Raw genomic sequence first — 23,469 nt, 5'->3', positions numbered from 1 at the left:
GTAAATGCTACCGGGCCTGAACTTATACTTTTTTGTGGCACAGCCACCAATCAAGACAATCATACTGCTGTTTTCTTTTCATCGCTTCTTCTATACTCGTTGGTGGTGGAACTATTACCTCATCTTTGAACAGTTCGTTGTTTGGCCAGTTCGCCGGTATGGCAACTTTGTTGGCATCTGCTACTGTAAAGGCTTTTATGATCCTCAAGACCTCATCGATATTTCTACCGACTTCTTGTGGATAGTACAAAATCGTTCTAATCAAACCATTTGGATCGATTATGAAAACTGCTCTCACTGTGTTGCTACCTTTTGCTGGATGAATCATGCCCAATGTCTCAGCTACCTTGCCTGTGTCAGCAATGATGGGGAACTCAATCTTAACACCAACCTTTTCCTCAATCCACTCCACCCATTTGATGTGTGAAAAAATCTGATCTACACTTAACCCTATCAGTTCTGCCCCCAGTTTTTTGAACTCGTCGTACCTTTTTTGAAAACCTATGAACTCCGTTGTACAAACAGGTGTGAAATCAGCAGGATGACTGAACAAAACAAGCCATTTTCCCTTGTAAGCATCGGGAAGTTTCATCTTTCCATGTGTTGTCAGTACTTCAATCTCAGGAAACCTTTCACCCAAAAGTGGTATACCCATACGATCACCTCCAAGTAAAATATACCACACATAGAATTTGGAATGTGGAAGTCTTACATATTGTTACTTAGAACTATTATATTATTGACTGTAGAAGAAAACCAGCAACACATCTCTTAAGAGAACAGCGACAAGAGATTGAACAACAAATCATCGCAGGCGTATGACAAACGTGACCTCCTCCCATCTCCTAAAGGAGATGAGCTTGCTGCTTTATCGTAGGAAACTTACCAAGATGTTGGGATTATTCCCAAACACCTTAGCAGCGGCCTCCCACTCCACAGGCTTCGCTTCGGACCAGTCCAGACCTACAAACTTTTGATATGCAAGCTTGATTTTTCTCTGCCTTTGTCAAGCACGCATCACCACATGAGATCTCTTTTCTGGCACCAATTCTGTAAAAAAGCTCATACAGATAGTGATACAAACTACTCCGATATGTCAAAGCCAGCAGAACATAGATGTCTTGATCGTCTTGAAGGATTAAGAGAGCAAAGGAAGGCTTACGCCTTCCTCTGTCTAAATCACTTCATCTGATTGAGTATGGTCAAATCTTCGCCGATCAGAATGACGCTGTCTGGGATGATGAGTTTGTAACTTTCAAGCGTTCTGAGAAATCTGTAGAACTCCTGATCCTGTCCGTAAACTTGAGCATAGATTCTGGTTGCACTTGCTTCTCCTGTGCCTTTTATTCTTTCAGCTTCGCTGAGTGCCTCAGCTTTTAGAATGGTTGCCTTCTTATCTGCCTCTGAACGAATCTTTTGTGCTTCTTTCTGCCCCTCTGCTCTTATCAAGGCCGCTATGCTCTGTCTTTCGGATTTCATCCTTTCGAATACTGCTTGTTGATTTTCGGCTGGCAAGTCTGTGTGCTTGATTCTCACATCTTGAATATCGATACCAAAATCTACCAAATTCCGCTTCGAAAACTCTGTGATATCACTCAGATATTGTCTTTCACCGGTCACTATGTCGTCAAAGTCCAGTTTTGCGAGTGTATTTCTAAGCCCAGAATAGACTACATCATCGATTCTCGAGAGCGCCAAGGAAACAGTCCTCACCGACTCAATGAACTTCTTTGGATCGGATATTCTCCACACCGCATAGGAATCAACAAGCATAGTCTTTTTGTCCAAGGTTATTATCTTCTCAACTGGTATGTCGTATATGTAAAAACGCTTGCTGAAACGTATTACGTTGTCCACAAAGGGGGTTTTGACGTAGAGCCCAGGTTCAGAAATGACTTTTCTTATTTCGCCAAATCTGAGTACGACCGCATACTGAGTTTGATCGACTATGAAAAACGACAGCCCTATGAAAAGAACTGCCACAACAGACAGGATCAAAACAAATATCAAAACCATTGTCTTCATTTCTCACCACCACCTATCAACTTATCCAAACTCAGTAGCGTTATGTTTTGTGACCCATCAAGTAGGATTATCCTTTTCGCCTTTGGCAAAACTTCTTCAAGTGTCTCAATTCTCAATCGTGTTTCGGTGATCCTCGGTGATCCTTTGTATTCTTTCAATATGCTGAGAAACCTCTGTGTTTCACCCTGTGCTTGTAAAATCCTCTGTTGGGCATAGGCTTCTGCCTCGAGGATGATCTTTCTGGCTTCACCTTCAACAGATGGTATGAGATTGTTTGCATATCTGAGCGCTTCATTTATGTATCTTTCCTTGTCTTGCTTTGCGTTGTTCACATCGTCAAAGGCAGCTATAACTGTTTGGGGGGGTACTACTTCCTGAAGCAAGACATTGATCACAGTAATTCCCACATCGTAGGCATCCAGTAGTTGCTGCGTTATCTGGTGAACTTCATAGGATACTCTATCCCGTTCCGCCGTCAGAATCTCATCCACTGTGCGCTTTGCAATCATTTCTCGCAGGGCAGATTCGGTGGTGAACTTGACAAGTTCCTCAGGATTTTCAACACGAAAAACGAACTTCACCGGATCGTTTACTTTGAATTGAACAACGGCTTCGACAGAGACTATGTTTCCATCACCTGTTAGGATCAAAGCCTCTTCCTTTTTCTGCACATACTGCCCTGGCCTGACTGTTCTGAAACCTATTTCTTGTTTCCGAACAGTCTGGACATCAACAATCACATGTGACTGAAATGGAAAAGGTGCATGAATGTGAATTCCTGGTCCTACGGTGTGCGTGTACTTACCAAAAGTTTTAACCAACGCCACTTGAGATGGATCGACTTGATAAACTCCTGTTACAGCATACACAACAAGCAATATAACGACAACAACAATGGTTATGAGTTTCACCTTCATTCACATCACTCCCCTACTCGCAGATGTCGCTGATTTGTCATGCATGTAGGAAACTACACAATCTGCCTGTGTATTGATTTTAGCATCTTTCTCTTGTCATCATGATAAGCCAAATAAGAGTGTAAAAAGATGACATAATCATAGCAATGAATATCAGAATTGCTATATGGACGTGCACACTCATAGGTGAGAACAGCAAAACAGAGAATCCAACTGCAATACCAACGGCATTTGCCAGTATTGGTTTACCAGTTATCTGAAGGGTTTGAGAGAGTGCATAAGGTTTTCTACTTTTGCACATCATCTTGTAAGTATATGTGAAGTGAATTGCGTAGTCTATACCTGCTCCAAGTGCTATGTTCATTATATATGCACTTATAACGTTTAAGGGTATTTGAAAAAGCCCCAAGAAACCGTACAGATTCAGAATGGTCAAAACTATTGGAACTGTACTGATCAAGCCAAACTTAAGATCTCTAAGCATCAGAATCATCATCAAGCCAATCACAGTCAGTGCAACTACGATGCTCGCCTTTTGATTGCTAAGAGTTTCATCGTTCATCTGCAAGTATTTGTAATTCTCTCCAGTGACATGAACAGATCTCAACCCATTCATGGAAAAAGATTCAACGGTCTGTTGAAAATCGTAGTGTGTCTTTCTCGATAGATCTTTCAGGAAAACGAGCATCAATGCGCTCTTGTCCCTTCGGTTTACAAAGATTCCTTCAGGCAGAATGATTGACACGAAGTTCCCAAGAACAGAAGGTAAAAGTTCTTTGACTTCGAGAATTGATAAGGTACGTAAAGAGTAGCTTGAAGCTATTCTTCTAACATTCTCAAGTATCTCAAGTGCATCCTTGGAAAGTGGATCAACTTCAAAATTTATCTTAACAAGTACTGGTATACTGACACCAGATACAGTTTCTACTATTCTCGCGCCTTCCATGACCTTTGAAGATCTTCTGAAAAACATCAAGGCATGAAATTCTTCTTTGACGTTCAACGTGAAGAAGCAGAGAATCACCGAAATGACCAAGAAAATGATTAGATTCAGTCTTCGATATCGCAAGAAAAACCTCGTCAGCTTATCTCCCTTGGACTGTTTTCTCTGAGATTTTAAAAAGGTTGCCACCGGTGGAAGGAATACGAAGGTTGATAATCCAGCCATACCGACACCACACGCACCAGACAAACCCAGTTCACTCATCACCGGCGATGATGTAAAACACATTGAGAGAAAACCAACAACCGTTGTTGCAGTGGTCATCAAAAGCGGTACAAATGTTTCCTTTAGTGCCTTTTGAGCCCTCTCAAAAACATCGAAATCAGTTAGAGAAAGATAATGGGAGACATAGTGCAAACCCGCAGCACTGCCCATGACAAGTGTTATGAAGGGCATTAAGACATTTTCAAGGGTTATGGTCTTACCGAAGACACTATAAGCTCCAAGCATGTAAACCGTGGCAAGCAAACTTGGCAAAAAGGAGAGCACCGTTGCCCAGAAATTTCTCAGAGTTATGTAGAATACCACAAAGATCACAACGATAGCTAAGGGTGACAAGAATTTTAGGATGAAACTGATATAATCAAGCGCCTTTGCAGAGATATAGGAATTACCGAACAACGAAGTCCCATATTGCTTTGTTGCCTTTTCTATTCTAAGAGTTGTATCCTCTGGTCTTGAAGATATCACAGCCACCAAAATTGCATAGTTCTTCCCTTTATATTTCCCAACCAAACCAAGTTGTCGGGCAATACCACCTTTTCCCCCGATGGTGAATGGGAACTCCATCGGGTTAACAACCAACGAAACACTTCTCGTTTCTCTGACTATTCCTGCAACCTTATTCACTGTTTGTGGATCTTCACTTGGAACGGCTATCAAAAGAATATCTCTGACTGCAAAAGTGCTTGCTACTTCTCTCTCAACTCTGATGTAATGAGATTGCGTTGTAACCTGAGATCTGAAGTATCCCCCTACTCTTAGATCCTTGAGCTGAAAAATTGAAAGAGAACCCAGCAAGACCATTAGCATGATAGAAAGCCATCTCTTTTTTATCCAGTTCAAGAAAGACCAGCTCCCAGATGCTCTATGTGTTAAACTCTTTTTGGGACTAGATGTCTCCAAACAGAATATAACACAGTCTGGGAGGGAAAAGGTTGAAAATTGTTGATACACATGCCCATCTACATTTTCGGCAATTCAAAGATGATGTTGAATCACTCGTAAAGAAATTTGACTCACACGGCATTGAATTTGTCGTCAACGTCGGAATAGACGTGATAGATTCCGCCGAGTCTCTGGTTTTAGCCAGGAAATTCCAGAAGATCTACTGTTCCATAGGCATTCACCCACATGAAGCCAGTAGGGTTGGTCGAGATTACATTGAAAAGCTCAGAGAAATGGCAGCCGACCCGAAGGTAGTCGCACTCGGTGAGATGGGACTTGACTATTTCAGAAACTTCTCAGAAAAGGCCGATCAAATAGAGGTTTTCAAAAGACAGCTCATCCTTGCAAAAGAACTCGATTTACCCGTTATCATTCATATAAGAGAGGCTTACGAAGACGCTTATGAAATACTATCAGAGATAGGCTTGCCAAATGCCGGAGGAGTTGTCCATGCGTTCTCAGCCGATACTCAATGGGCTTTGAAGTTCGTCGAATTGGGCCTTTTCATAGGCATAGGCGGACCTTTGACCTATCCGAAGAACGTCGTGCTCAGAAATGTAGTTCAAGCCATTGGCACTGAGAACATCGTTACAGAAACTGACTGCCCTTACTTGCCCCCACAACAGTTCAGAGGCAAGAGAAACGAACCTTCATATGTGCGTTTTGTTATCAACGAGATATCACAAATACTGAAAGAAGATCCATCTGAAATTTCTGAAAAGCTTGTTCAGAATGCCAAGGAACTCTTCGGGCTGTAAAAGAAATCATGCCTTGACAGCTGGGTAGTTCTTTCTCATCCACAGCTGTGCTGGTATCGAGACAATCAAAGCTGTCAGCCCCAGCAAACCTGAAACAACGAAAACCCAGTGATAACCAATCCTCGTTGCCACATAAGCAGACAAGACGGGGATGAAAATCCTGCTGAAAATGTTCATTCCCTGGAAAAAACCTTCCCACCTGCCCAGTTCCCTGGGGGCTATCTGGATCTTTATCGTCTCTTTAGCTGGAAACCAAAAGATGAAACCTATTCCCATTATCACATGCGAGATAAAAAACAAATACATGTTTGGAATCACCCAAAGGAAAAACGAGCAAACGATCAACCCAGTCCCAACTGTCAAGTTCAGCGAAGGATGACTTTTCACCGACCTTTTCCAGAAAATTGAAGAAGCGACAGAAAAGGAAAAGATCATCTCAAATAAGAACGGAGACGAACCATCAAGTTTGAAGTAATCGATCAAATAATAAGATATCACCAAGAAACTGGCAAAACTGAACGCTGAGTAGCAGAGGTACTGGTGAAACATGATAGAGAGAAACGTGCCAAGGTGCGTAGTAGCTACGACGTGATCTTTTGGAATTTTCGTGCCACTGTCGATTCTTGGCAGGATTTTCAAATACGAAATGGCGTAGAAAATATTCACAGCGAAAACTGCAAAGAAGATCGCTCTCAAGAATCCCTGTCCCGTCATGAAGGGAGCGAGTATGAAAACAAAGACAAAGTAGGTAATAGATTTGACAAATTCAGTGATGAAAAACTCTAAGGAATATATTTCCTCTCTGATCTTAGGCGGGAAAAGGGCTCTCTCGTACATCACCTGACAAGGATAGAAGATATCGGTGAAACCCAGCAGTACCTGTGCTATGGCAAAGTTCCACAGACCTTTTGTCAAAGCAAAGCTCAGAGATCCAAGAGCAAAGCAAACTCTGGCAGAGAACAAACCATAATTCACAGGGATTTTCTCAAACCGTCTTCCAAAGATATATGACAAGAGTGCCTGAAAAACATACGAAACACTGAACAACCAACCAAGCTGTTCCATGGGAATCTCCAGAAGTTTTCCCAAGGTTGGCGCTGCAATGATCGAGGAAAAAGAAAAACCAGCTATCCCATAAAAGAGAAGATACTTCTTCACATCTTTGTTCAGATCGCTCCAACTCACGAAACCACCATGAAAGAGTTTATCTTACAAAGATTTGTTTTTCAACACGCAGGATCGATTTCATTTCTTTGCAATGGTTACTTAACAGCGATTTATTTTTTGTACAAAAGCCTTCATTGACAAAGATGGCGATGTGCGATAGTATTATTGTGAAAAATATAACGAGAAAAATATCACGATTGGTGATCGTATGGTTGTGAGAGTGTGTATGGGAAGTTCATGTCATCTTAAAGGTTCTTACAAGGTTGTTCAGAGACTTGAAGAACTCAGATCCACACATCCGGAGATTCAAATCTACGGCTCCCTATGCTTTGGGAACTGCTCAGATGGTGTCTGTGTTGAGATAGATGGAAAGCTCTACAAAAACGTGAATGCTGAGAATATAAAGCAAATTCTTGTGGAGGCGAAAAATGGGTCTGATCCTCTCAAATGAAGCAAGCTGCATGTACTGTTACAAATGTTTGAGAAACTGTCCTGTGAAATCCTTGAGTTTTAGTGACGGCAAGACAAGGGTAATAGAAGAGGAATGTATAGAGTGCGCGCGGTGCATTCAGATATGCCCTCAAAAAGCGAAGACCTATCTAAGATCAACAGAGGATTTCGAAAGAATTCTAAGAAAGCCTTTCTTGGTATCGATTGCGCCTTCTTTCTTTGCCCATTACGATGACCCCTACAAGGTCATATCTCTGCTCAAAAGATTAGGAGCTATAGTTGTTCAAGAAACATCGCTTGGTGCAGAGCTCGTTTCACAAAAGTATTCAGAACAATTCTCAGTTCAAAAGATCCTCATCACCACAGCATGTCCGGTTGTTGTAAATCTCGCTGAGAAATACTATCCTCAAGCACAAAAGTATCTCGCACCATTTGTCTCGCCTATGGGTGCTCACGCCAAATTTCTGAAAGAACGATATGGTGACTTTCCTGTTGTTTTTTTAGGTCCGTGCATAGCCAAGAAAAACGAAAGGACCTTAGTCGATATCGTTATGACCTTTGAAGAATTCGATGAATTCCTGAAGGATAGAAATATGCGAATCAAAGACTTGCCTGATGAATTACCCACACCACCCTACCCTCAAAGAGCAAGAATGTATCCAACTTCCGGAGGCATAAACTACACCGTACAAGGCAACTGGGTAGACCATCTTGTAGTAGAAGGAGTTGAAAACATCGCAAGGATTTTTTCTCACATTGAAACCTTCGAAACAACCGTATTCATAGAGGCTTCAGCCTGTGAAGGTGGTTGTATCAACGGCCCAGCGATAAGGAAGGACATAGGTCTCTTAGAAAAGCGACGAAGAATCATAGAGCATATCAAAAGACTCAACTCGATAGAGGAAAAGATTGATAAATCAGTTTTTTCCATCGATTTGACGAGAAAGTTCTCGAAAAAAGATATTCCACACACAGTTAGCGAAGCTCAAATCCAAGAGATCTTGAGATCACTCGGGAAGGACGATCCCAAGAAACAACTCAACTGTGGTGCCTGTGGTTATGAAAGCTGCAGAGATAAGGCAGTAGCGGTTGCCATGAACAGAGCCGAAAGAGAAATGTGCATCACCTACCTTGTTGACAAACTCAAAGCCGCGACTAACAGAGTCGTCGAAGAATCTCCAAACGCGATAATCATATACAAAGACGATAAAATCCTTTACAAAAACAAAGCGGCACAAAACTTTCTGACAGGTCTTTCGGCAGAAGAAACAATGAACTTGCTCAGAGAAATATCAACCCAAGCGAACCAAATTTTGGAGATCTCAGAGAAAGGTTACTTCTTCATAAAATCGTTCAAACTACCACAGGATGCCAGCGAAGTTCTTCTGCTCGTGGACATGACCAAGGAGAAACAACAAGAAGACAAACTAAAAGCAATCAAACACGAGACACTCAACAAGATCGAAGAAATGCTCTCCAAACAAATGAGGATTGCACAAGAGATAGCAGGATTACTGGGTGAATCTATCGCAGAGACCAAGAGTCATTTTGTGGAACTACGCAAGTTCATGGAGGAATGAGATGCTCACTTGCGAAATCGATTACGCAAAGAAGAACAAAAACGGTGAAGAAATCTGTGGAGATTCAGTGGCTATAAAGAGAGATTCAAACAAAGTGGTGCTGAGTGTTTCAGATGGCCTTGGTAGCGGGGTAAAGGCGAGTATACTCTCTACACTGACCACCTCGATGGCAACAACAATGCTCTTCAACGATCTTCCTATCGACGAAGTTTTTTCCTCAATCTTGGCTACTCTGCCAGTGTGTAAAGTCAGAGGTATTAGTTATGCCAATCTTTGTTCGGTCATCTTCAACGCTAATCAAAATGCGTGTTCGATTGTGGAATACGAATTCCCAGTCGTTCTCTACTTCAGAGAAGGGAAGATACTTGAACTTAAAAAAACAACCACCACCGTTCATGATAAAGAAATCTCGATCGCAAAGATCACGCCTCAAGAAGGTGACAGCCTCTTCATCATGACAGACGGAATCTCACAAGCCGGTATGGGCACAAGTACTTTTCCACTCGGATTTGGTATCAAGAACATAACAAGGGAAATATCAACATTGCTCGAAAAGAAGATAAAACCTTCGAGCGTTGTCAGGCATCTTGTTCGACTTGCTCAAAGACTTGACAACGGAACAAGAGGCGATGATGCTCTTGCCGCTGTAGTTCGATTCAAAACACTACAAACTTTGAACCTCTTCGTTGGACCACCGGAAGACAAGACAAAGGATGAGTTTTTGGTGAAAACCTTTATGGAACAACAAGGCAAGAAAGTCATTTGCGGAGGCACAACAGCCCAGATCTTTGAAAGAGTTCTCAAAAAGAAAATTGACTTAGATCTTCGTTCTTTCTCTGAAGACCTACCACCTGTTGGAAAGATGGAAGGAATCGACCTGATAACAGAGGGAATAGTAACCTTGACACACGCTTTCAGATACTTGAACGGACAGCAACAGAATCTGGGATATGGTGCGAGTATCCTTGTCGACATGCTACTTGAAGCAGATCAGATAAACTTCTTCGTCGGGAGAGCGATAAACCCTGCCCATCAAAACCCACTTTTCAGCCATGACATATCTTTGAAATTTCGTTTGGTTCAAGACATCGCTCAAATCCTACAACAAAAGGGAAAGATCGTAAAACTCGAATACTGCTGAGGAGGTGAATGTATGGAGAGAAACTTTGAAAGAGTCGAACAAATACTACAAAAGCATCAATACAAGAAGGAAAATCTCATCAAGATCTTATTGGATGTACAAAAGCTCTACAGATATCTACCACAAGATGTGATCAACTACATAGCTGTTGCCCTGAAGATCCCTCCCGCGAAGATCTTTGGTGTGGGGACTTTCTACGCACAGTTTTCTCTAAAACCAAAGGGAGAATACACCATTTTGCTGTGTGATGGAACTGCTTGCCACATGGAAGGATCAACCTCTCTGCTGAAGGCACTTGAAGAGGAGCTGAACATAAAACCCGGTGAGGTTACGAAGGATCTCAAATTCAGTGTCGATCAAGTTGGATGTCTCGGTGCTTGCGCACTTGCTCCGGCAATGGTGATAAACGGCGAAGTCTATGGAAATCTCACTCCAGAAAGAGTAAAAGAGATCATCAGAAAACTCAAAGAAGAGGGTGAAGAAAATGCTCAAAACCATCAGTGAAGCTTATCAATTCATCGAAGAGCAGAGAAAAAAGAGAGAGAAAAAGCTATCGAATCTATCGATATACATATGTGTTGGTACTGGCTGCACAGCCAAGGGTGCTTTAAAGGTTTACCAGGAATTCGAAAGAATTCTCAAAGAAGAGAATCTGATAGATTCCGTGAAGCTGTCTAAAATCGAAGAAGATGAAGGCATATTGAAGAAAACTGGTTGTTGTGGAAGATGCTCAAATGGTCCTTTAGTCAATATTCTCCCATATGGGTATTTCTATTCACATGTCACTGTGAATGACGTAAGAAAGATCATCGATAAAACAATCAAGCAAGGGCAGCCTGTCGAGGAACTCCTTTTGATTGATCCCAAGACAAATGAGCGTGTAAAAACTCTGGAAGAAACAACACTTTACAAGAATCAGCAGTTCTACATCATGGAGGACATAGGAAGATCTGAATGCGATTCCATAGAAGATTACATGGCAAGAGGTGGCTATCTGTCTCTGATTAAAGTTCTCTCGCAGATGACACCAGATCAGGTCGTCGAAACAGTAAAGGCATCTGGTTTAAGAGGGCGAGGCGGTGGAGGTTTCCCCACCGGACTCAAATGGGAAGCCGCCAAAAACAGCAAAGGAGAGAGAAAGTTCGTAGTTTGTAACGGAGATGAAGGCGACCCAGGAGCATTCATGAACAGAACTCTGCTTGAAAGAGATCCGCATTTGGTCCTCGAAGGCATGATCATCGCTGGTTACACAATAGGTGCCCAGAAGGCATACGCTTATATTCGAGCAGAGTATCCAATTGCCATACAGATGTTCCAAAAAGCAATAGAAGACGCAAGAAAGCTCGGACTTCTTGGTGACAATATTCTCAGCACTGGTTTTTCCTTCGACGTTGAAATAAAAGAAGGTGCTGGTGCCTTTGTCTGTGGTGAAGAAACCGCCCTGCTGGCTTCCATCGAAGGTAAACGCGGCATGCCGAGACCCAGGCCCCCCTTCCCAGCACAGTCAGGTCTTTGGGGATATCCCACTTTGATAAACAACGTCGAGACATATGCAAATATTCCGAGAATCATAAGAGATGGTGTGGACAAATACAGAAAACTTGGTGTTTCGAACTCCCCAGGAACGAAAATGTTCTCAGTTACTGGTCCTGTCAAGATCACAGGAATCATAGAAGTGGAATTTGGCACGACACTTAGAAAGATCATCTACGACATATGTGGAGGTCTCACCAATGGTGAAGAATTCAAAGCCGTACAGATAGGCGGTCCATCTGGTGCATGTCTGTCGAAGGAATTTTTGGACATGCCGATCGATTACGACACACTCAAGTCTGCAGATGCGATGGTAGGTTCTGGAGGAATCGTGGTCATAACCAAGAAAACATGCATGGTTGAAGTTGCAAGATTCTTCCTCGATTTCACAAAAAGAGAATCATGTGGAAAGTGTATACCTTGCAGGGAAGGAACTATGCAAGCTTACAGCATCTTAGAGAAATTCACACAAGGAAAGGCAACGAAAGAAGACCTTGACAACCTTGAATTTCTTGCAAAGCTGATAAAAACAACATCTCTCTGTGGGCTTGGTAAGACTGCTCCAAACCCAATACTCAGCACTTTGAAACTCTTCAAAGATGAGTACATGGCTCACTTGAATGGCAGTTGTCCAAGTGGTACTTGTACTTCCTTCAGAAAGTACACGATCAACGAGACACTCTGCAAAGGCTGTGGATTGTGTGCGAGATCTTGTCCACAAGGAGCAATAACAGGTGAAAGGGGAAAACCATACAAGATAGATCAAAACAAATGCGTCAAATGCGGATTATGTGTTGAGAAATGCAAATTCAAAGCCATAGAAATCGCTTAGGAGGTGAAATAAATGAAAGTCTATGTCAACGGCAGAGAGGTACAATTGAGAGACGATTCCAAAAACCTTCTCGAGGCATTGAAAGAAGCCGGCATTGAGATTCCGAATTTGTGTTATCTGTCAGAAACCTCCGTCTATGGAGCATGTAGAATGTGCCTTGTTGAAATAGATGGTAAAGACATAGTCACTTCTTGTACGACCAAACCTCGTGAGGGTATGAGCATAAGAACTAATACCCCACAGATATATGAAATGAGAAGAGGCATACTGGAACTGATTCTCGCATCGCACAACAGAGATTGCACAACCTGTGACAGGAACGGCAGTTGTAAACTCCAAAAATACGCAGAGGAATTCGGTATAAGAAATGTGAGATTTTCCAACCTGAGTAAAAACACAAAGACAGATAGATCATCGCCCATAATCAGAGACAACTCAAAGTGTATACTCTGCGGTGATTGTGTAAGGGTCTGTGAAGAAGTCCAAGGAATTGGTGTCATAGACTTTGCCAATCGAGGATTTTCAACTCAAGTTTTACCTGCCTTCGAAAGTGAACTGTCCAAGACCGAGTGTGTCTACTGTGGACAATGTGTAGCCCACTGTCCAACGGCAGCACTTAGTTTCAGAAATGATCTTGAGAAACTCTACAAGGCACTTTCAGAGAAAAAAACAGTCATCGGTATGATCGCTCCAGCTGTTAGAGTGGCGATCCAAGAAGAACTATCAGTAACCCCAGACACCGCAATGGCAGAAAGGCTCGTTGGGTTCTTGAAGATGTCAGGATTTGCAAAGGTTTTCGACGTGGCATTCGGCGCCGATCTTGTAGCCTTTGAGGAAGCCCATGAATTCTACGAGAGAATCAAGAGCAAAGAAAGACTTCCGCAGTTCACATCATGTTGTCCAGCTTGGGTGAAGTATGTCGAACAGTTCTACCCAGATTACGTCGAAAATCTCTCAACTGTAAAATCTCCACAACAAGCCCTTGGAACGGTCATCAAGAGAATCTTCGCTCAAAAACTCGGGCTCAGACCAGATGAGATCTTTCTGGTATCATTTATGCCCTGTACAGCAAAGAAATTCGAGGCTGAAAGAGAAGAACACCTCGGAACAGTTGATTTGGTTCTAACAACGAGAGAGCTTTCACAGATGATCAAAGCAAGTGGAATGGATATAAAACAGATAACTCCAGAACCTTTTGATAGACCCTTTGGCATCTCCTCACAAGGTGGTCTGAACTTTGGAAAAACAGGTGGTGTACTGGGAACGGTCCTCGAAGTCTTGAGAGAAGAAGTGGGCATTGATGAAGAGCGCTTTTTTGATCTCGAAAATGGCATGAGGATGGTTGAAGTCAAGTTAAAGGATGGCAATTTCTTCAGAGGACTTACCGTTTTTGGTCTGGCGAACGCAAGAGATCTGATGGCAAAGATTACAGAAAAAGTTCTTGAAGTTGATGTGGTCGAAGTGATGGCTTGTAAGTATGGTTGTATAGGCGGGGGAGGTCAACCATATCCAAATGACACAAAGGTCAGACAGACTCGTGCAAAGATACTCAAGGAAACACTGGGAACAAAAACCATTCTCTCACCTAATGAGAATTTCTACCTGCAGAAACTCTATCAAGAAGAACTTAAAGACGAACATCTGCGCCACCACATGATTCACACAAGTTACAGATCAAGAAAACGAATAGCTTCAGAAGATATAGAGATACTCCCACTGCCTAAGGAAGACAAAACAACGGTAAAGGTCTGCCTTGGTACCTCATGTTACATGAAAGGTTCTTATAAACTACTGTCAAGACTTGTTGAATTTGTAAAAGAGGACGATCTTTCTGATGAAGTGGAGATAACCGGTACTTTCTGCTTCGAGAACTGTGGAAAGTCACCAAATATCATGGTTGATGATAAACTTGTTAGTGAGGCGACCTTCGAGAAAGTCAAAGAGGTGTTGAGAGAGTGTCGCAAGAAGACAAAGAGCCAATCTTGATACCGAAACCAACATTGGAAAGGCTCAAACTGTATCATAGACTGCTGATCGAGACAGACCAAAAGCATATCTCTTCAGAAGAAATCGCACAGAATCTTGGGCTCAACGCCGAACAAGTACGAAAAGATTTGACATTTCTCAAGACAATGGGTAAACCCAAGGTTGGTTACCACGTCGAGACACTGCGTCAAGAACTCGACGAACTCTTTGGTGTCAAAAACACGACAAAAGTCATCTTAGTAGGTGCAGGTCACCTGGGAAAAGCCCTCGTGAACTACCCTGGGTTTGAAAACTATGGCATAGAAATCGTCGCAGTTTTTGACAAAGATCCTCAGAAGATCGGTACCTATATCAAAGACTTGGCAGTACTTCCTATGGACAATCTTCGTCGAGTTGTAAGACGCTTCAAGGTTGAAATAGGAATCATCTGTGTGCCAAAAGAATCTGCTCAACAAGTCGCGGATCAATTGATTTCGTGTGGTATAAAAGGCATTTGGAACTTTGCACCAACTAGACTAAATGTTCCAGACGACGTCTTTGTCGTTGACGAAGACATCACACAGAGTCTCTTGACCGTTAAACACTTTCTGGAACTCAGAAAACAAAAAGCCTATCGGAATGGTGAACGTCGTGAAGAGTAGGAAAACCATAGAGCAGATAAGGAATTTGATCATCTCGCAGAACCTTAAAATTGGAGACAGGCTTCCGACAGAGAGAGCTCTCTCAGAGACTTTCGGCGTTTCCAGGATCATCATACGTGAAGCGATAAGTTATCTAAAGGCAATCGGCGTCATAGAAAGTCGTCAAGGTAGTGGAAACTACCTTCTGAGGGTCCCTAACGATCTCTACAACGGTCAAAATGGCTCTATGGAATACGATTTAGATGAAATCATCGATGCACGTGAAACACTCGAATCGATGATAGCCAAAATGTTTTTGAAGAACTTTACGCTCAACATGACACAGGACATGGAATACATGATCCAAAGTATGGAGACACACTTCTACAAAGACGATCTTTTACAGGTGGTGGAAAGCGATGTGCGCTTCCACCACATCTTCTCACAAGCATGCGGTAATTCGATCATCTATTCTTTTTTAGACCACTTAACAGATTACATGAAAACACATGTCATCAACTGTCAACAACAGCACACAATTCCTTAAAGAGCACTATAGTGGCAAACAAAGCAGACAGGATACGGCTTTCTCCTTCCACCTATCATTAAAGAGCCCTGAGACCTTGCAATATGCAGCAGAAAGTTATGAAATATCTCACTTTTAGTCGAAATGTATAACCGATACTGTGCAGATCATCGAGCAATCTCTTTGGAGTGTGAAGCTTATTAAGGTTAAAGATCTGAACAGAACGATTGCAGCACTTTATTTGGCAAGAAAAGACAAACGTGTTCCGAAAAAATCTAAGATTCTGATCTCAGTTGCCATTGGATATGTTCTAAGTCCCATAGACTTGATACCAGATTTCATACCGATCATCGGACAGCTCGATGATCTGATAATCGTGCCGGCGTTAATAGCTCTGGCGATCAAGTCGATGCCAAAAGATGTTTTAGAGCACTACAGATTGAAAGCAGAGCAGATTAATCTTAAGAAGAGCTTTGGAATTATAACTCTTTTCATCACATTCTTTTGGTCTTTGGTGGCAATCTGGCTGATCAAGTTTATCATGAAATTGCTGTGAGTAACTGCGGCTTTTGAATCTCTACGCTTCTTAGCGAGTTTCAACTTAATAATACATTAATGCTATGGACACTTGAAAAGTCTCATAGGTTTGATAAAATCACTGATAGAAAAACGTTCCGGCGTAGCTCAACCGGTAGAGCGGGTGGCTGTTAACCACTAGGTTGGGGGTTCGAGTCCCTCCGCCGGAGCCATATTAAAGAGTAGCCCTGCTTTTTTATGCTTTCGCAGGGCTATTTTGTTGATTCATCGATCAAAGAAGTACTTACTATTTATAACTTGCTGTGTTTTCTTCTGAAAGACTCTTCGCGATTTTGGGCAAGGTCTTTATCGCGGAGAACCGACTTCTCTCTTCTGTTACATTTTCGGACTGTTTAAACCCATCAGAAGTTGAGCAATATTTCCATCAGGCTGTTCAAAGATCCTCGCAACCTTCCCGAAACTTCAACCGTCCTTTCGTGAGTTGCGGCTATCTTTAACAACAAAAACAAGAAGCAGATGGTTGGAGATTTGAAGTAATTTTCGCGCTATACTATCATGGGTTGTATCTGCTGATCTTAACTGATTGATCTACATAGTGATATAGAAGGAGAGTTCACACAGTCTTAGAACCGAACGATTTTATGTAGAAATAGAACCTCGCCGAGCAGAGACAGTAGGACGTCAGAAATCGCAGAATCTGAAAGAAGTCCCAAGCAGTTTTGATTGGGGTTAGTGAACAAACAATCAAGCTGTGCATCTTGGAAGTAAGATTGTCAGTTAAAATTGCTTGTCCTTCGAGAGAATCTAACGCTTTTTGTAAACTGTTATGTCTTTGCGGGAGGTAAAGATAATGACGCACCACAAGTTAATAATCGGCAATTGCATGAATATGGCAGAGATTCCAGACGAAAGCGTGCATCTAATGGTCACCTCTCCGCCGTATTTCAACGCCCCATTTGACTATAAAGGACTTTATGAGAATTATGACCAGTACTTAGATCTTTTAGAAAAAGTGGCAAAAGAGGTATTCAGAGTGCTGAAAGACGGCAGAGTAGCTGTCTTAAATATTGATGATATGCTTGTGAACGGCGAAAAGTTCCCTATAGTCGCTGACGCGACGAAGATATTTCAAAATGCAGGCTTTAGATACAGAGACCGCATCATCTGGAAAAAACCTGATGGTTATTTGAGAATCAGTAGGAGAAGCGGAGTTCTTTTGCAAAATCCCTATCCGATGTATTTTTATCCAGACAATCTGTTGGAAAGCATTCTTATTTTTCAAAAAGGTAAGTTCAATTACCACTCTATCCCAAAAGAGGTAAGAGAATCATCAAAAGTAGATATAAAGGAGTTCTCAGAAAACAAATGGTATATGACACTCTGGGAGATGACGAATGTACTGCCTGGTTCACAACTGGAAAAAGAGATCGCCGCCTTTCCAGAAGAACTACCCTACAGGATCATAAAGTTGTTCTCATATGTTGGTGAAACTGTACTTGATCCCTTTGTTGGCAGTGGAACAACAATGAAGGTTGCAAGAAAATTAGGCAGAAACAGTATTGGCATAGAGATAAAGAAATCTCTCGTTCCTATTATTAGAAAGAAACTTGGCTTTGAAGGACAACTGAATTTCAGTGAGGACACCTTCGAAGTAATAATGAGAGAGGATGGCGAAAATGGAACTATCAGCTAACGTCATTGGTATAAAATACACTCCGTTTTTGTGTCGCGAGTTGAAAGAATACGACCTTTCAGATTTGGAAAAAGCCTTATCTGAGAGTGGATCATCTGTCATTAAGATGGGGCACAATCAACAAATAACATTGAGCTGGTGGCGTTCTCCGAAAAGAACAAGATCATATCCCTATGCAAGGGTGTACGATACTCTAAGATTTTCCGGCAGGAAAGTAACTGTTATTCCATTCATGAAAGACGAAGGTATTGACGGAGACAGAGATTTCTTGCAGTGGGACACGGTGTCTCTGATGAGTTTACTCGGTGTGTATACGATTATCGCTTATTACAATCGTGCACAAAAGAGTTCAAGGTACGAAAACAAGATAACGAATCAGAGATTCGACATAGACTATGTTAAAGAGGAGATAAACTGCCTTTTGAGTTATCATTCAGATGCTTTGCACTGGAATCTTTCACAAATTGATAAAGTGAGCGTGATTGCTCAAAAAGCTTTGGCTGCCTACAAAAAGATCTCAGAAGAACTCAAAGTCAAAATGCACTCAGAGGAATCTGTAGTTCAAAGAGTTGATGAACTTAGTAAAGGAAAAGAAAGCTTCAAGGATCTTTCAAGAGACCTAGCGAAGAAGGCACAAGATAGAGAAGTAATAACGGTCCAGCCAAAGGAAAAGCTGTCAGGTGTTAAGGCTGCTTTAACGATCACGAATTACCTTGGGGGGCGTTACTTTTTCACTTGTGACGAAGTCGGGATCGAAGGAAAAACTGTTTATCTAATAGAGGGAAAGCACAGCAAACAGAAGATTCTTCCATCATTGGATGACATAAAGGACGGATTGGTAAAAATGATCTTGTACACAAACCTGCGCGAAGTGAAAATAGACAATGCTTGTTACTATCCAGTAGCTGTTTTGAAACTCACCTCTGATTTGAAGTTTTCGCCAGACTCGCTGAAAAAATCTCACATTGATGCCCTAAGGCTTCTCAAAGAAGAAGCAGAAAAGAATAATTTTCAAGTCTTCATAAATAATGAGGATTTGGAGCAGCTGACTTTATAACGAACTTGACTTTCCGAAGATACTGCAGACGTGAACAGGGATAGACAATTGCAATTAAGAGAACGTCTTATTGCAAAACTGTGTTGCGGTGTGTTTGGAATCCTTTGTCCCAAGAGATAAAGCTTTCACACAGGTTCTCTATGATGCACACAGACGCCTTACACATGAACAGACTTTCATTGCAACTATTCTCTTAGTTTTCATTTCAATCTAAAGATAATTGTTGGTACTTGAGAAAAGCTTTAGATCAACCTTTGTGAACAGGTGATTGAATCTGAAACACCGAGGTCATGATTTTATCATCACAAGGAGCATCTTGAATCTGGTCGGTGCTCTCAGAGCGTGAGGCTTGTTCGCTGGCATGATTATCGTCTCTCCAGCTTCCACCTTGAAGAGTCTTTCTTCTATCTTCACCTCTGCCAGACCTTCGATCACCAAAACCATAGCATCGTACGGTGCTGTATGCTCACTCAAGCCTTGTCCTTCGTCGAATGCAAAGAGAGTGACTGTTCCTGAACTCTTGTCGATCAGAGTTTTGCTCACTACAGCGCCTTTTTGATACTCGACCAGGTGAGATAAACTCATCTTTTCTCCCAGCATACTCACTATCCCTCCTAATTGAACAATCGTGAATTACCTGCAAGAGATGATCGTTTTTTACAATTACCTTGGTTGCCCGAATTCTCAAAAGACCTTCCTTCTGAAGTGGCAGTACGGCGTCTTTTTTGTTTTTTCGTAGTAATCTTGGTGATACTCTTCTGCCAGCCAGAAAGTTGAAGCCTTCTTAATGGTAGTTGCAACTTTGTACTTTTTCTTGAGCTGTGCAATTATCTGCTCAGCAACAGATCTTTGAAGATCGTTGGTGTAGAATATCACACTTTTGTACTGTTCTCCTATATCAGGTCCCTGACCGTTCTCTTGGGAAAAATCGTGTATCTCAAAGAAGTACTTGACAAGAGTGATTTCATCAACTTTGCTCGGCTCAAAGATCACTTCCACAGTTTCGTAATGTCCTGTTAGCCCGGTGCAGACTTGTTCGTACGTTGGATTTTTGACATGTCCACCCATGTAACCAACACGCGTATCGAAAACACCTTTGAATTCTTTAAAAAGGTGCTCCACACCCCAAAAACAACCGCCAGCAAAGAATATGCGATCTATCTTTGGTCTCTGTCCATCTGGGATAAACTTCAGCGAGACTGAGTTAACACAGTGCCTGAGATTCTTTGGTGTGAAACCCTCTCCAAAAAAGACATGACCAAGGTGTGCTCCACAGTAGGCACAGAGTATCTCTGTTCGCTTGCCATCCTTGTCAGGCTGACGAAAAACGGCTGCTGGAATCTCATCGTCAAAGGCTGGCCATCCACAACCAGAGTGGAACTTGTCTTCTGATTTATAAAGAGGAATTCCACAATTCTTGCAAACGTAGATCCCCTTTTCAAAATGATTTTCGTATTCCCCTGTGAAGGGTGGTTCAGTTCCTTTTAGAAAAAGCACGAACTTCTCAAAATCATTCAGATCCTGATTGATGATCTTCTTTTTCACATCATTCACCTCCAAGCCACTTTATTCTGTTTGACCACTCATTTGCTGTACTTTGATACATATTCCTTCACATCGAATTTCTTCTTACAGCCTTCGTAACTCATATATCTAATCTTCCCAAAGACATCTCTCTCAATCCATGGTCTATCGTGTACTCCTCCGATTGCCCAGGCGATACCCGCATAACCATTTGGATCTCTTCCATCGAGTTCGTACTTGTCGTTCAGATAGATTGAATATTCAAGTGCTCTTTGAGGTGTTTCAGTCCATTCCAAGATTTTCTTAGCCCAGTACATTCTCATATAACCGTGCATCTTTCCAGTCTTCACCATCTGCAGTTGAGCCGCATTCCATAGCTCATCGTGAGTTTGGGCGTTTTCCAGATCACAAAGCTCATAGATATGAGTTCTTTTGTCATCAAGGTGTTTCTCGAGTGTTTCTCTTGCCCACCTTGGGAAAGCCTTCATTGAATCGTACTCTTCGTTGTAAAGGCAGAAATTGTCTGCCAGTTCACGACGAACTATGAGCTCTTCCAAAAAGCTCGAAACAGCATCTGTGTAAAGACCAGAAAGCTTTCCTACTTCCAGTGCCACACGTTGTGGAGCTATCTGCCCAAAGTGAAGATATGGTGACAGATTTGATGTACCATCGATGGTTGGGTCATTTCGAAATCTATCGTAAGATCTGAGCTTGTGCTCAAGGAACTGTTGCAGGGCTTTAAAACCGCCGGTAGAACCAGGCTCAAAGCTTTCTGTCGGCAGAACCGAGCCATCCACCTTCAAAATCCTCAGAATGTCATCGAAATCTTTGAATTTGTTGATCTGCTCAAAAGACAGATTTTCAGAAGGCATCTTTTTCAACTTTGGAAACTGTGTCATAAACTGATTCAAGAATTTCATGAGCTTTGGTCTCAGCGTGTAAGCACCGTACTCTTGTTTCTGAGAGACAAAGAATGCAGGAACGATGTTGTGAGAGTCCACTTCGTAAACTGGAATGCTCAAAAGATCCACAAGCTTCTTTTTCCAAGATCTCACAAGACGTAGTGGATTAAAATCTGTCACAACAGATGATATCTTTAAATCTCTCACAACTTCGAGTACAGATTCACTCGGTTCTCCAAAGGTGAAAACAAGTGGTATATTGAACTGAGCCAGCGCTTGTTTTGTCTCGAACAAACCGCGCAGCATGAAATCGTACTGTCTCAAGGTAGCGCCGAGAAAGGATGAAACCAGATTGAAAACCACTATTAAGGAAACTTTGTTCTCAACAGCAAGCTCTTGTGCATAGAACAATGCCCAGTTATCTTGAGCTCTCTGGTCTCTCTGCATCCAGTAAAGAACTGGACCTGTTCTCTTTAAATTTTTCTCTTTCAAGATGCGAACGCGTCTTGGATCAACAAAGTTCTGCATTTATTCACCCACTCAGATTAATCATTGAACCAACTACCTGAAATAACTTGCTGACGCTGTCTATGTAAAAGAGATTGGACTCAACCTTCAAGTCAGAGGCACCGAATTTTCTGATACTTGGAAAGTGTTTTGCAAGTACTTTAGATATTTCTTCTTCGATCTTTTTATCAGATCTTATCATGACAACAAAGTTGATCTTGGCTTTTTCGAGCAAATAATCGATGTGCCAGTGTCTTTTCTTTTCTGGTGAAAGATGCCGCGAAACTCTTTCTTCAAGACTGTTCATCGCCGAACCGACGTAAGCGTACAGACCAGGCTTGAAAGACCATTCGTTTTTGGAAACTCTCACTGTTGAAGGTTCAAAGACTTCGATCAGTAAAAGGTAAGCACCTTTCAAAAAACCACCTCGCCCAAGATAGATTCGGTTTGCAGATCTCTGTGGATCATCCTGATCAAGTGAATGAGACTCATCTTGGAAAGACCATCTTTTGACAATATAATATTACCAGTACTTTGCTGAATGCTGTCGTCTTCGATTTTAAAAAAGAGTCAATCTTTAATGAAAGCCTGAGAATCTAAGGAGGTTTTTGCGTGAGATCGTTGATCATCTATTTTTCACTGGAAGGGCACACAAGATTGGTGGCAGAGCTTATAGCCAAGCAAGTGAACGCAGATCTTGTTGAGCTACAGACCGTGAAAGAATATCCAAGAAAAGGTTTCAAGAAGTACTTTTGGTGTGGAAAGGCAGCTGTTTTCAGAGAGAAACCAGAACTGAAGACAAAGCTTCCAGATCTCAACAAATACGATTTGATTCTTATAGGAACACCAGTCTGGGCTGGAAACTGTACACCTCCTATCAACACTTTGCTGAGCAAACACACAATCGTTGGTAAGAAGGTAGCTCTGTTCATAACCAATCGCGGCGGGAGCATCTCTCGGTGTACAAAGCAAATCAGCAAAGCTCTCAGCGGAAACACCTTGCTAAAACCTATTCACTTTGTGAACCCAGTTGAGGAAGAAAGAGAGAAATTATCTCAGAAAATCAAGCAATGGCTCAAGGAAATAGGATGTCTTGAATAGTTCTGTGGTTGTTTGCAAAGGTAGTCAACACAGATGAACTCTTGAACACAGCGTCTTAGTCTAAACTAAATTCTCTAACAGGCTTTCTGAATGCATTCTCTGCTGTTATCCTCTAAAGTATTGATGAGCACATCGTTTTGTGCAATTGTGAAGTGTTTCACATTCGTATATTATATTATGGCGCCAACCAAGATCTTGGTGAAAAGTACCATCTGTACATTGGGGTAGGTCTACTTCGTCAGAAAGGGTACACCTTATTGATATCTCTCTTCAACGCTTTCTTTAGCTTTTCTCGATACACCAAAACAAGTAAAGAAAGTCGTTTTAGTTAAAAAGATTGACTCTGACTACAACTAACACCAGCTGAAGAATTTTGTACTCTTCAAAAGATTCAATCTCTTCTTTTCCGTAGAATCTTTCTGACACCTTTACTCATGTTTGTT

At 41.9% G+C, this 23,469-nt stretch carries 22 protein-coding genes and 1 tRNA gene; 14 read left to right on the top strand and 9 right to left on the bottom strand.

Going from position 1 to position 23,469, the window contains the following annotated elements; genetic code table 11:
• Positions 1–22 precede the first annotated feature (22 nt).
• The 4 genes from ACSFC1_RS01270 to ACSFC1_RS01255 form a co-directional block, all read right to left on the bottom strand.
• Positions 23–655, bottom strand: a complete 633-nt coding sequence (locus ACSFC1_RS01270) for a peroxiredoxin (RefSeq protein WP_435564323.1) — start codon at positions 653–655, stop codon at positions 23–25.
• A 524-nt stretch (positions 656–1,179) separates the two neighbouring features.
• Positions 1,180–2,025 (bottom strand): protease modulator HflC, encoded by an 846-nt coding sequence (hflC, locus tag ACSFC1_RS01265; protein ID WP_435564322.1) that lies wholly within the window; start codon positions 2,023–2,025, stop codon positions 1,180–1,182.
• Complete coding sequence (gene hflK / locus ACSFC1_RS01260) at positions 2,022–2,942, bottom strand: FtsH protease activity modulator HflK (RefSeq protein WP_435564321.1); 921 nt, start codon at positions 2,940–2,942, stop codon at positions 2,022–2,024. Before hflK ends, hflC begins: the two co-directional genes overlap by 4 nt.
• A 79-nt stretch (positions 2,943–3,021) precedes the next feature.
• Positions 3,022–5,010 carry an efflux RND transporter permease subunit gene (locus ACSFC1_RS01255; RefSeq protein WP_435564320.1) on the bottom strand — a complete coding sequence of 663 codons (1,989 nt, stop codon included), beginning with the start codon at positions 5,008–5,010 and terminating at the stop codon, positions 3,022–3,024.
• 92 nt (positions 5,011–5,102) lie between these two features.
• Here ACSFC1_RS01255 and ACSFC1_RS01250 point away from each other — a divergent pair, with 92 nt between their 5' ends.
• Complete coding sequence (locus ACSFC1_RS01250; RefSeq protein WP_435564319.1) at positions 5,103–5,870, top strand: TatD family hydrolase; 768 nt, start codon at positions 5,103–5,105, stop codon at positions 5,868–5,870.
• Positions 5,871–5,876: 6 nt separating this feature from the next.
• Here ACSFC1_RS01250 and ACSFC1_RS01245 read toward each other — a convergent pair whose 3' ends face one another.
• Positions 5,877–7,055: an MFS transporter gene (locus ACSFC1_RS01245; RefSeq protein WP_435564318.1), complete on the bottom strand. Its 1,179-nt coding sequence runs from the start codon at positions 7,053–7,055 to the stop codon at positions 5,877–5,879.
• Between the two features lie 190 nt (positions 7,056–7,245).
• Between ACSFC1_RS01245 and ACSFC1_RS01240 the strand changes: the two genes are divergently transcribed.
• The 12 genes from ACSFC1_RS01240 to ACSFC1_RS01185 all read left to right on the top strand — a co-directional run bounded on the left by ACSFC1_RS01240 (position 7,246) and on the right by ACSFC1_RS01185 (position 18,992).
• A complete protein-coding gene (locus tag ACSFC1_RS01240) occupies positions 7,246–7,488 on the top strand; it encodes an NAD(P)H-dependent oxidoreductase subunit E (protein WP_435564317.1) in 243 nt (80 codons plus the stop codon).
• On the top strand, positions 7,466–9,067 hold the full coding sequence (locus tag ACSFC1_RS01235) for a [Fe-Fe] hydrogenase large subunit C-terminal domain-containing protein (protein WP_435564316.1): 1,602 nt from the start codon (positions 7,466–7,468) through the stop codon (positions 9,065–9,067). Before ACSFC1_RS01240 ends, ACSFC1_RS01235 begins: the two co-directional genes overlap by 23 nt.
• A 1-nt stretch (position 9,068) precedes the next feature.
• Positions 9,069–10,208 (top strand): SpoIIE family protein phosphatase, encoded by a 1,140-nt coding sequence (locus ACSFC1_RS01230; RefSeq protein WP_435564315.1) that lies wholly within the window; start codon positions 9,069–9,071, stop codon positions 10,206–10,208.
• Positions 10,209–10,220: 12 nt separating this feature from the next.
• Positions 10,221–10,712: an NADH-quinone oxidoreductase subunit NuoE gene (gene nuoE, locus ACSFC1_RS01225; protein WP_435564314.1), complete on the top strand. Its 492-nt coding sequence runs from the start codon at positions 10,221–10,223 to the stop codon at positions 10,710–10,712.
• Entirely contained in the window at positions 10,693–12,573 is a 1,881-nt protein-coding gene (locus tag ACSFC1_RS01220; protein WP_435564313.1) for an NADH-ubiquinone oxidoreductase-F iron-sulfur binding region domain-containing protein, read from the top strand. Before nuoE ends, ACSFC1_RS01220 begins: the two co-directional genes overlap by 20 nt.
• A 12-nt stretch (positions 12,574–12,585) precedes the next feature.
• Positions 12,586–14,559 carry a [Fe-Fe] hydrogenase large subunit C-terminal domain-containing protein gene (locus ACSFC1_RS01215; protein ID WP_435564312.1) on the top strand — a complete coding sequence of 658 codons (1,974 nt, stop codon included), beginning with the start codon at positions 12,586–12,588 and terminating at the stop codon, positions 14,557–14,559.
• Entirely contained in the window at positions 14,529–15,200 is a 672-nt protein-coding gene (locus ACSFC1_RS01210) for a redox-sensing transcriptional repressor Rex (protein ID WP_435564311.1), read from the top strand. The genes ACSFC1_RS01215 and ACSFC1_RS01210 overlap by 31 nt, the downstream gene beginning before the upstream one ends.
• Entirely contained in the window at positions 15,190–15,726 is a 537-nt protein-coding gene (locus ACSFC1_RS01205; protein ID WP_435564310.1) for a FadR/GntR family transcriptional regulator, read from the top strand. Before ACSFC1_RS01210 ends, ACSFC1_RS01205 begins: the two co-directional genes overlap by 11 nt.
• Before the next feature lie 169 nt (positions 15,727–15,895).
• Positions 15,896–16,261 (top strand): YkvA family protein, encoded by a 366-nt coding sequence (locus ACSFC1_RS01200; RefSeq protein ID WP_435564309.1) that lies wholly within the window; start codon positions 15,896–15,898, stop codon positions 16,259–16,261.
• A 117-nt stretch (positions 16,262–16,378) separates the two neighbouring features.
• Positions 16,379–16,454, top strand: a tRNA-Asn gene (locus tag ACSFC1_RS01195).
• 638 nt (positions 16,455–17,092) lie between these two features.
• Positions 17,093–17,935, top strand: coding sequence for a DNA-methyltransferase (locus tag ACSFC1_RS01190; RefSeq protein ID WP_435564308.1), 843 nt, complete (start codon positions 17,093–17,095; stop codon positions 17,933–17,935).
• Entirely contained in the window at positions 17,919–18,992 is a 1,074-nt protein-coding gene (locus tag ACSFC1_RS01185) for a hypothetical protein (RefSeq protein WP_435564307.1), read from the top strand. The genes ACSFC1_RS01190 and ACSFC1_RS01185 overlap by 17 nt, the downstream gene beginning before the upstream one ends.
• Before the next feature lie 288 nt (positions 18,993–19,280).
• Here the strand turns inward: ACSFC1_RS01185 and ACSFC1_RS01180 are convergent, their stop codons facing one another.
• The 4 genes from ACSFC1_RS01180 to ACSFC1_RS01165 form a co-directional block, all read right to left on the bottom strand.
• A complete protein-coding gene (locus ACSFC1_RS01180; protein ID WP_435565958.1) occupies positions 19,281–19,592 on the bottom strand; it encodes a cupin domain-containing protein in 312 nt (103 codons plus the stop codon).
• An 84-nt stretch (positions 19,593–19,676) separates the two neighbouring features.
• On the bottom strand, positions 19,677–20,537 hold the full coding sequence (locus ACSFC1_RS01175) for a bifunctional methionine sulfoxide reductase B/A protein (RefSeq protein ID WP_435564306.1): 861 nt from the start codon (positions 20,535–20,537) through the stop codon (positions 19,677–19,679).
• 38 nt (positions 20,538–20,575) lie between these two features.
• A complete protein-coding gene (locus ACSFC1_RS01170; protein ID WP_435564305.1) occupies positions 20,576–21,946 on the bottom strand; it encodes a deoxyribodipyrimidine photo-lyase in 1,371 nt (456 codons plus the stop codon).
• A 4-nt stretch (positions 21,947–21,950) separates the two neighbouring features.
• Positions 21,951–22,343, bottom strand: a complete 393-nt coding sequence (locus ACSFC1_RS01165) for a GIY-YIG nuclease family protein (protein WP_435564304.1) — start codon at positions 22,341–22,343, stop codon at positions 21,951–21,953.
• 194 nt (positions 22,344–22,537) lie between these two features.
• Between ACSFC1_RS01165 and ACSFC1_RS01160 the strand changes: the two genes are divergently transcribed.
• Entirely contained in the window at positions 22,538–23,026 is a 489-nt protein-coding gene (locus ACSFC1_RS01160; RefSeq protein ID WP_435564303.1) for a flavodoxin family protein, read from the top strand.
• Positions 23,027–23,469: the final 443 nt, after the last annotated feature.

Source organism: Pseudothermotoga sp. U03pept (genome assembly GCF_051235805.1).
Taxonomy (GTDB): Bacteria; Thermotogota; Thermotogae; order Thermotogales; family DSM-5069; genus Pseudothermotoga_B.
This window is presented reverse-complemented; position numbering and strand designations above follow the sequence as displayed.

Excerpts from the sequence above, each read along its gene's own strand:
- ACSFC1_RS01180 (WP_435565958.1), bottom strand. The coding sequence starts at position 19,592 with ATGCTGGGAGAAAAGATGAGTTTATCTCACCTGGTCGAGTATCAAAAA.
- ACSFC1_RS01190 (WP_435564308.1), top strand. The coding sequence starts at position 17,093 with ATGACGCACCACAAGTTAATAATCGGCAATTGCATGAATATGGCAGAG.
- nuoE (WP_435564314.1), top strand. The coding sequence starts at position 10,221 with ATGGAGAGAAACTTTGAAAGAGTCGAACAAATACTACAAAAGCATCAA.
- ACSFC1_RS01235 (WP_435564316.1), top strand. The coding sequence starts at position 7,466 with ATGGGTCTGATCCTCTCAAATGAAGCAAGCTGCATGTACTGTTACAAA.
- ACSFC1_RS01220 (WP_435564313.1), top strand. The coding sequence starts at position 10,693 with ATGCTCAAAACCATCAGTGAAGCTTATCAATTCATCGAAGAGCAGAGA.
- hflK (WP_435564321.1), bottom strand. The coding sequence starts at position 2,942 with ATGAAGGTGAAACTCATAACCATTGTTGTTGTCGTTATATTGCTTGTT.
- ACSFC1_RS01270 (WP_435564323.1), bottom strand. The coding sequence starts at position 655 with ATGGGTATACCACTTTTGGGTGAAAGGTTTCCTGAGATTGAAGTACTG.
- hflC (WP_435564322.1), bottom strand. The coding sequence starts at position 2,025 with ATGAAGACAATGGTTTTGATATTTGTTTTGATCCTGTCTGTTGTGGCA.
- ACSFC1_RS01230 (WP_435564315.1), top strand. The coding sequence starts at position 9,069 with ATGCTCACTTGCGAAATCGATTACGCAAAGAAGAACAAAAACGGTGAA.
- ACSFC1_RS01215 (WP_435564312.1), top strand. The coding sequence starts at position 12,586 with ATGAAAGTCTATGTCAACGGCAGAGAGGTACAATTGAGAGACGATTCC.
- ACSFC1_RS01185 (WP_435564307.1), top strand. The coding sequence starts at position 17,919 with ATGGAACTATCAGCTAACGTCATTGGTATAAAATACACTCCGTTTTTG.
- ACSFC1_RS01240 (WP_435564317.1), top strand. The coding sequence starts at position 7,246 with ATGGTTGTGAGAGTGTGTATGGGAAGTTCATGTCATCTTAAAGGTTCT.
- ACSFC1_RS01170 (WP_435564305.1), bottom strand. The coding sequence starts at position 21,946 with ATGCAGAACTTTGTTGATCCAAGACGCGTTCGCATCTTGAAAGAGAAA.